The sequence below is a fragment of the Actinomycetota bacterium genome, from assembly GCA_036280995.1.
Classification (GTDB): domain Bacteria; phylum Actinomycetota; class CALGFH01; order CALGFH01; family CALGFH01; genus CALGFH01.
This window is the reverse complement of record DASUPQ010000719.1, coordinates 1-7,641: the sequence shown is the minus strand read 5'-3', so window position 1 is coordinate 7,641 and position 7,641 is coordinate 1. Positions and strand designations below refer to the sequence as shown.

General features: G+C 71.4%; 6 protein-coding genes. 4 read left to right on the top strand and 2 right to left on the bottom strand.

Annotated elements, in window-relative coordinates; genetic code table 11:
• From VF468_24180 to sulP, 4 genes are all read left to right on the top strand, one after another.
• On the top strand, positions 1-468 hold a 468-nt coding region (locus tag VF468_24180), incomplete at its 5' end, for a cation-translocating P-type ATPase C-terminal domain-containing protein (GenBank protein HEX5881386.1).
• Between the two features lie 14 nt (positions 469-482).
• Entirely contained in the window at positions 483-1,133 is a 651-nt protein-coding gene (locus VF468_24175) for a histidine phosphatase family protein (GenBank protein ID HEX5881385.1), read from the top strand.
• A 51-nt stretch (positions 1,134-1,184) separates the two neighbouring features.
• Entirely contained in the window at positions 1,185-1,682 is a 498-nt protein-coding gene (locus tag VF468_24170) for a DUF1269 domain-containing protein (protein HEX5881384.1), read from the top strand.
• 37 nt (positions 1,683-1,719) lie between these two features.
• Positions 1,720-3,492 carry a sulfate permease gene (sulP, locus tag VF468_24165; GenBank protein HEX5881383.1) on the top strand — a complete coding sequence of 591 codons (1,773 nt, stop codon included), beginning with the start codon at positions 1,720-1,722 and terminating at the stop codon, positions 3,490-3,492.
• 12 nt (positions 3,493-3,504) lie between these two features.
• On the opposite strand, the gene VF468_24160 is transcribed toward sulP, so the two are convergent.
• A complete protein-coding gene (locus VF468_24160; GenBank protein HEX5881382.1) occupies positions 3,505-5,103 on the bottom strand; it encodes an MFS transporter in 1,599 nt (532 codons plus the stop codon).
• Positions 5,104-5,269: 166 nt separating this feature from the next.
• Complete coding sequence (locus VF468_24155) at positions 5,270-7,429, bottom strand: LuxR C-terminal-related transcriptional regulator (GenBank protein HEX5881381.1); 2,160 nt, start codon at positions 7,427-7,429, stop codon at positions 5,270-5,272.
• Positions 7,430-7,641: the final 212 nt, after the last annotated feature.

Below are 7,641 nucleotides of genomic sequence, written 5' to 3'. Positions count from 1 at the left end.
CGTCCCGTCGGCGCGCCCGTCCTCTCCAGGGCGAACTGGGTCCGGCTGTGCGTCCAGGGGTTGGTCATGACGGTGGGCGCGCTGGTCGCCTACCAGCTCGGCGACACCCAATATGATGACCCCGTGGTCGCGGCCACCATGTTGTTGACGGCGCTGTCGCTGTCCCATCTGGCCGTGGGGCTGCTGGCCCGCGACCAACACAACACCATCTTCGACCGGGCGGCCATCCCCGGACCGACCCAGCTGCGCCGCTACGGGATCGCCCTGCTGGCCATCATCCTGGTCACCACCATCGGCTTCCTGCAGCGGATCTTCGACACCACCGAGCTCAACCTGGCCCAGTGGGGGATCTGTATCGGGATCGCGGCCAGCCTGGTCGTCGTCGAGGAGCTGATCAAACTCGTCATCCGACGGCGCCACCGGCGGACGGTCGCCGTCCGCGCCGAGGCCTCGCTGTCCGCGACCTGAGGGGCAGAGCCACCATGGCCTCCGACCTCATCGCGCCCACGGTCGACGCCCTCGACCGCGGCGGCCGCTTCGACATGCTGCTGGTCGTCCGGCACGCCGACGCGGGCGACAAGCGCAGCTGGACCCGCCCGGACGCGCTTCGGCCCCTGTCACCCGCCGGCCGCCGCCAGGCCGAGGGCCTCGTGGTCCGCCTGGAGGACTACCCGATCGAGCGGATCCTGTGCAGCCCGACCGTGCGCTGCCACGAGACCGTCCAGCCGCTGGCCCACGACCGGTACCTCGACATCGAGCACGTCCAGGCCCTCGGGGTCGGGGCCACACCCGCCCAGCTGCTGGCGGTGCTGGCGGCGGAGGAGCTCCGCAATGCGGTGCTGTGCACCCACGGCGAGACGATCGGCTGGCTGCTGGCGGAGCTGGTCGCGGACGGCCTCGTCGTGGAGGAGCCGCTGGACTGGCCCAAGGGCTCCACCTGGCTGCTGGAGCGCACCGACTGGCACCCGGTCCGCGGCCGTCTCCTGGCCCCGCTCGTGCTCAACGGACACGCCGGCCAACCAACCCGCCCCCCGCGGGCTCGAGGGGCAGGTCTGACGTTCAGACGGGGAAATCATCCTGGACGGATGATGCCGCACGCCACCGAACAGGCTTCCATCAGACACGGGAGCTGAGCCTCGTCGCTCCCTGACCGGCGGATCGACGAGCGGACAAGGAGGACAGGGATGGCTGACCTGATCGCGATCGGGTATCCGGACGAGACCACGGCGCTGTCGGCGATGGACGAGGCCGAGCGCCTCCAGAAGGAGCTGGTGATCCAGGCCGATGCGGTGGCGGCGATCATCCGCAACAAGGAGGGCAAGATCCGGGTCGTCACCAACCATCACATGGTGGGGGCCGGAGCGACCTGGGGCATGTTCTGGGGCATGCTGTTCGGCATGCTGTTCTTCGTCCCCTTCTTCGGCATGGCCGTCGGCGCCGGGATGGGCGCGCTGATGGGCAAGGTCAGCAAGAGCGCGGTCGACAAGCAGTTCGAGAGCCAGGTCCGGGAGATGCTCCAGCCGGGAACCTCGGCGCTGTTCATGGTCGTGGAGAAGGTCACCCCGGACAAGGCCGTGGAGGCGATGTCCAAGTTCGGCGGCACCGTGCTCAAGAGCTCGCTGTCCAACGAGGCCCAGCAGGAGCTCCAGGACGCCCTGCACGGCGAGGAGTCCGGCCGCTAGGCGACCCGGCGCGGGTGGATCTCTGCCGCCACCGGTCATGAGCGCCGCGTCGACCGTCGGGGCCACCGAGGCGCCGAGCGGGCTTCGGCGATGGGTGCCCGGCGCCGAGGTCCTCCGCACCTACCAGCGGTCCTGGCTTCCCCGCGACCTGGTCGCCGGGCTCGTCCTCACGGCGCTGCTCGTGCCCGCCGGCATGGGCTACGCCGAGGCGTCGGGGCTGCCGGCCATCTACGGGCTGTACGCCACCGTCGTTCCCCTGGTGGTCTACGCGCTCGCCGGGCCGAGCAGGATCCTCGTCCTCGGCCCCGACTCCTCCCTGGCCCCGCTGATCGCGGCCGCGATCCTGCCTCTGGCCGCCGGCAGCGACGCGGAGGCCGTCGCCCTGGCGGGTATGCTCGCGGTCCTCTCGGGCCTGCTGTGTGTCCTCGCCGGGCTGGCCCGGCTCGGGTTCGTCACCGACCTGCTGTCCAAGCCCGTGCGCTACGGCTACATGAACGGGATCGCGCTCACCGTCCTGCTGAGCCAGCTGCCGAAGCTGTTCGGCTTCTCCGTCGACGCCGAGGGCGTGATCCCGGAGGCCAGGGCATTCGTCCGCGGCGTCGCCGACGGCGCGACGAACACGACGGCGCTCGTCCTCGGCGCCGCCAGCCTCCTGGTGATCCTGGCCTGCAAGCGCTGGCGACCGAGGATCCCGGGCGTGCTCGTGGCCGTGGTCGGGGCGACGGTGGCGGTCGGCCTGTTCGACCTGGCCCAGCGCTACGACGTCTCGGTGGTGGGCCCGCTCCCCGAGGGCCTGCCGTCGTTCCAGCTCCCCAGCATGTCGCTGTCCAACATCGAGGCGCTCCTGGCCGGCGCCATCGGGATCGCCCTGGTCTCCTTCGCCGACACCAGCGTCCTGTCGCGGACGTTCGCGATCCGGGGCGGCTACCGGGTCGACCCCAACCAGGAGCTGGTCGCTCTCGGCGCGGCCAACCTGGCCGCCGGCTTCTTCCAGGGGTTCTCGGTCAGCGCCAGCTCCTCGCGGACGCCGGTCGCCGAGGCCGCCGGCGCCAGGACACAGCTGACCGGCCTGGTCGGCGCCGGGGCGATCGCGCTGATGCTGCTCTTCTTCCCCAACCTCGTGCAGCACCTTCCCGATTCGGCGCTGGCCGCCGTGGTCATCTCGGCGGCGATCGGGCTGGTCGAGGTCGCCGGCGTACGCAAGCTGTACCGCTGGCGCAGGATGGAGTTCGTCCTGTCGATCGTGTGCTTTCTCGGGGTCGCGGTCCTGGGGGTGATCGAGGGCATCTTCCTCGCCGTCGGCCTGGCGCTGCTGGACTTCGTCAGGCGCGCCTGGCGTCCCTATGACGCCGTCCTCGGCCGCGTCGACGGCCTGAAGGGCTACCACGACGTCAGCCGCTACCCCGACGCCAAGCGCATCCCCGGGCTGGTGCTGTTCCGCTGGGACGCGCCGCTGTTCTTCGCCAACGCGGAGATCTTCGCCGACCACGTCGAGCAGGCCGTCGCGTCGTCCCCGACGCCGGTGCGCTGGGTGATCGTCACCGCCGAACCGGTGACGGACCTCGACACCACCGCCGCCGACGTCCTCCGGCGCCTCGAGGACGAGCTCGCCGCCGACGGCATCGACCTGCGCTTCGCCGAGATGAAGGACCCGGTGAAGGACCGGCTGAAGCGCTACGGGCTGCTGGAGCACTTCGGCGCCGACCACTTCTATCCCACCATCGGCACCGCGGTGGACGCCTATCTCGACGCCACGGGCGTCGAGTGGACCGACTGGGAGGACCGCCCGGCGCCCACGCGCCCCGGCTGAGCCCAGGCGCCGTCAGCCCAGGGCCATCCCTTCGACCGAACCCGACGGGGTGGGGTCGGGCAGGCGCATCATGCGGAACGAGTTGAACAGCCCGACGATGCCGGCCAGGAGCGGGACGAGCAGGGCGATCTGCAGGGCGAGCGGTCGGGCGTCGGTGTTGATGCGGATGATCTCGTCCTGGATCTCCTCGGGCTGGGCGGCGAGCAGCTCCTCGAGCTGGGTGTTGCTCAGCACCTGGGCGTCGTCCTCAAGGGCCTGCGCGACGCGCTGCTTGTCCTCCGGGGGAAGGACGGTGCTGCCCTGGGCCAGGTTGGTGAAGTTGACCGAGAGCGCCGCGAGCATGATGGCACCGGCGAAGGCCAGCCCGAACGACAGCCCGAACGACCCCGCCGCCGAGTTCACGCCGGCGGCCTCGCTGACCCGCTCCTCCGAGATCGGGGCCAGGGTGTAGTTGTTGAGCTGGGACACCAGCAGCCCCAGCCCCGAACCGACGATCGCCAGGGGGATGAAGAGGTACCAACCGGACTCCGCCCTGGGCACGATCGGGATCAGCACCGCCATCCCGGCCGTGAGCAGCGCGAACCCCATCCGGATGATGCTGCTCGGCCGGCGCTTCCCGGCCCGCTTCCCGGCCAGGAGGGCGATGCCGAACATGCTGAGCGAGAGCGGGGCCAGCGACAACCCGGCCAGCATCGCGTTGTACTCCAGCACCATCTGCAGGTAGATGGGCAGCGCGATCATCGTGCCGCCGAGGGCGATCTGCTGGAGCATCTGCTCGGTGATCCCGAAGCGGAAGGGGTGGGACCTGAACAGGTCGGGGTCGAGCAGGGTCGCCCTCCCCTGCCGCTTGCGCCGCAGCAGCCACCAGATCAGCGCCGCCAGGGCGACGGCGCCGACCACCAGGAGCCCGCCGACGGCCTCGCCGCCTTCCTGCCAGACCAGGATGCTGAGCACGATGCCGCCCATGCCCAGCACCGAGAGGACGGAACCGACCGCGTCGACCTGCCGCGGCCCGGTGTACGGCACGTCGCGGACGAGCCTGATGCCCGACAGCACGACCGCGATGATCAGGACCTCGAGCAGGAAGCCGACGCGCCACGACAGGTAGGTCGTGAGGAACCCTCCCAGCAGCGGCCCGACCGCGGCGGCGATGGCGGCCGCGGCCCCGACCAGGGCGTAGGCCTTCTTCTGGGCCGGCCCCTCGAAGTTGCCGTGGATGAGGGACTGCATGGAGGGCAGCAGCAGCGACGCGCCGATCCCGCCCACGATGGCCCAGAAGACGATGATCGCGGTCAGGCCCTGGGCCAGGGCCATGGCCAGGGCGCCGACGGCGTAGCCGAGCAGCCCCAGCACATAGGCCCGCTTGCGCCCGATGAGGTCGCCGACCTTGCTGCCGATGAGGATGAAGGCGGCCGACACCAGGGCCTCGAGCGCGATCGCGGACTGGACGCCGCTGGTGGTCGTGCCGAGGTCCCGGACCACGGCCGCGATCGACACGTTCATCAGCGAGGTGTCGACGACGAGCACGAACATCGCCATCGCCAGCAGGATCGCGAGCCGCGGACTGCGTGACGCCTCCCCAGGGGTGCCGGCACCCGATCCTGCGGTCATGGGAGACCACCTTCCTGCGCGTCCCTGAGCGTCGTGAGGTGCAGCCAACCATAAGCGGGACCTGGACGCCGGACATCACCCCGTCCGCATGAACTCACCACCTGCACGGCGCCAGATCACCTCAAACGGGTGAAGCCAACGCGCCCGGCCGGCGCGACCAGGATGGTCACCGACCCTGGGGCGTCGACCGTGCGAGCAGGCCGAGCTCGCGGGCGTTGGCGACCGCGTCGGCCCGGGTGCCCACGCCGAGCTTGCGGTAGACCGCCTGGATGTGGGTCCTGATGGTGTTGACCGAGACGTACAGCTGGCGGCCGATCTCCCGGTTCGACAGCCGGGTGGCGAGCAGCCGCAGGACCGCCAGCTCCCGCTCGGTGAGCGGTTCGACCACATCAGGCCGCCGGCGGGGCGCCGTGACCAGCATCTGCTCGGTCTGGTTCAGGAGCGCGGGCAGCACGCCCGGGTCGGCGAACCGTTCGACCAGCTCCCGGGCTTGTTCGACCAGCGCCCTGGCCCCCTGGAGGTCGCCGCGGCCCCGGCGCACGGGCGCCAGCAGCAACAGCGCGAACGCTCGTTGCACCAGCATGCTGTCGATCCCGACCGGCGCCAACGCCCGCTCCAGCTGCTCCTCGGCTTCGGCCAGCTCGCCCTGGCGGGCCAGGGCCCGGCCCAGCGCCGCATAGGCGATCCCGCACATCGGCTCGGCGCTGAGCCCTTGGTTGTCGGCGGTCGCCGCCGCCTGACGGGCGAGCGCCATGGCGGTGCGGTCGTCGTTCTGGTCCCCGGCGAGCAGCGACAGCACGGCCAGCGCCAGGACGACCGCGACCGGTTGTGCGGCGGCGGGCACCCGCCCGACCAGCTCCTCCAGCTGCGGCCGCGTCTCGGCGGCCTGTCCGGACAGGTACAGGGCATGACCGAGCGCGGACTGCGCCATCCACCAGAACTGTAAGGAGTCGGGGCCGGCCAGCTCCAGCGCACGCCGGCCTGCAGCGGCCGAGCGGCCCAGGTCGTCGAACACCAGCGAGGCGCGGGCCAAGTTGGCGCCGAAGGCCAGGGAGCTGACGCCGTCCGGCAGGCCTCCCTCCGAGCCGACGCCGTCCGGCAGGCCTCCCTCAGCGCCGTCACCTCCCACAACGGCCAGCCAGTCTTCGATCTGCTGCTTGGAGGCGCCGCTGTACCCACGAATCCAGGCGGCCACGTAGGCGACCGGCGGGTCGGCCAGGATGGCCTCATCAGGCAGCCCGTCCAGCCAGCGGGCCACGGTCGCCCGTTGCCCTCGGCGCCAGTAGCTGAGCCAGTGCTGCGCGATCAGCGCAGCGGCCTGGGCGAACTCCCCGGCCGCGCTCGCGTGACCGATGGCCTCATCCAGGTTGCCTGCCTGCCGATGCCAGGCCGCGGCCCGCCGGTGCAGGGTCGCCAGCAGTGCAGGCTCGCGGCTGGCGAGCTCCAGGCGCAGCAGCTCCGCGAACAGGTGGTGGTAGCGGTACCACTCCCGGTGGTCGTCCAGCGGGACCAGGAACAGGTTGGAGCGCTCCAGTTCGCGCAGGAGGTCGGCCGACCCCTCGGCCTCCAGGACGGCGTCGCATAGGGGGCCGGACAGGCGCTCCAGGATCGAGGTCCGCAGCAGGAACCTCCTGATCTCCCCTGATTGACGCTCGAACACCTCGGCGGAGAGGTAGTCGGCGACATGGCGGTTGTCGCCGTGGAACGCGGCGATGAAGGCGCTCGGGTCCTGCCGGCCGCGAAGCGACAGCCCGGCCAGGACCAGCCCGGCCGCCCAGCCCTCGGTCCGCTCGGCCAGGCGCGCCACGTCCTCGGTGGCCAGCTGCAGCCGCATTGAGCCGTTCAGCAGTGCGACGGCCTCTTCGTCGGTGAACTGCAGATCGGCGACGCGGATCTCGGCCAGCTCTCCCCGGGCTCGCATCCTGGCCAGGGGCAACGGCGGGTCGGTGCGGCCTGACAGCGCCACGTGGACAACGGCTGGGAGGTGGTCGAGGAAGAAGGTCAGGGTCTGGTGGCAGGTTGGGTTGGTGATCAGGTGGTAGTCGTCCAGGACCAGGAACAGCGGCGAGCCGACCGCGTGGAGGTCGTTGAGCAGTCCCGGCAGGACCGCCCGGTGAAGGTCCGCGCTGGGGCGCCCCAGGGCCGCGAGCGCGGCCGTTCCCACGCCCGGCTCGACGGTGCGGAGTGCCTCGACCACATAGACCCAGAAGCGGGTGGGGTCGTTGTCGCCCACGTCCAACGAGACCCAGGCCACCCGGCCCCCACCGGCTACAGCCTGCCACTGGGCGAGCAGGGTCGTCTTGCCGAACCCGGCCGGCGCGTCCACCAGACAGAGCTTGCCCTGCAGACCGCCCCTCAGCAGCGACTGGAGACTGGCACGCTCTAGCAGCCCGGCCCGAGTGGCCGGCGCTGCCAGCTTGGACGCCACAAGGGCTGAACCTGGCATGCCCATTGCCGGCGAAGCGCCGCGGTCGGCGGCCTCTCTGGACTGGGCCATGGACGTCGCGGTGGTCCTTGCCGGCAGCTGCCGGCCGGAGC

What these genes read in the sequence shown, in the direction of transcription:
- VF468_24170 (HEX5881384.1), top strand. Translation starts at nt 1,185, where the DNA reads ATGGCTGACCTGATCGCGATCGGGTATCCGGACGAGACCACGGCGCTG.
- VF468_24160 (HEX5881382.1), bottom strand. Translation starts at nt 5,103, where the DNA reads ATGACCGCAGGATCGGGTGCCGGCACCCCTGGGGAGGCGTCACGCAGT.
- VF468_24175 (HEX5881385.1), top strand. Translation starts at nt 483, where the DNA reads ATGGCCTCCGACCTCATCGCGCCCACGGTCGACGCCCTCGACCGCGGC.
- sulP (HEX5881383.1), top strand. Translation starts at nt 1,720, where the DNA reads ATGAGCGCCGCGTCGACCGTCGGGGCCACCGAGGCGCCGAGCGGGCTT.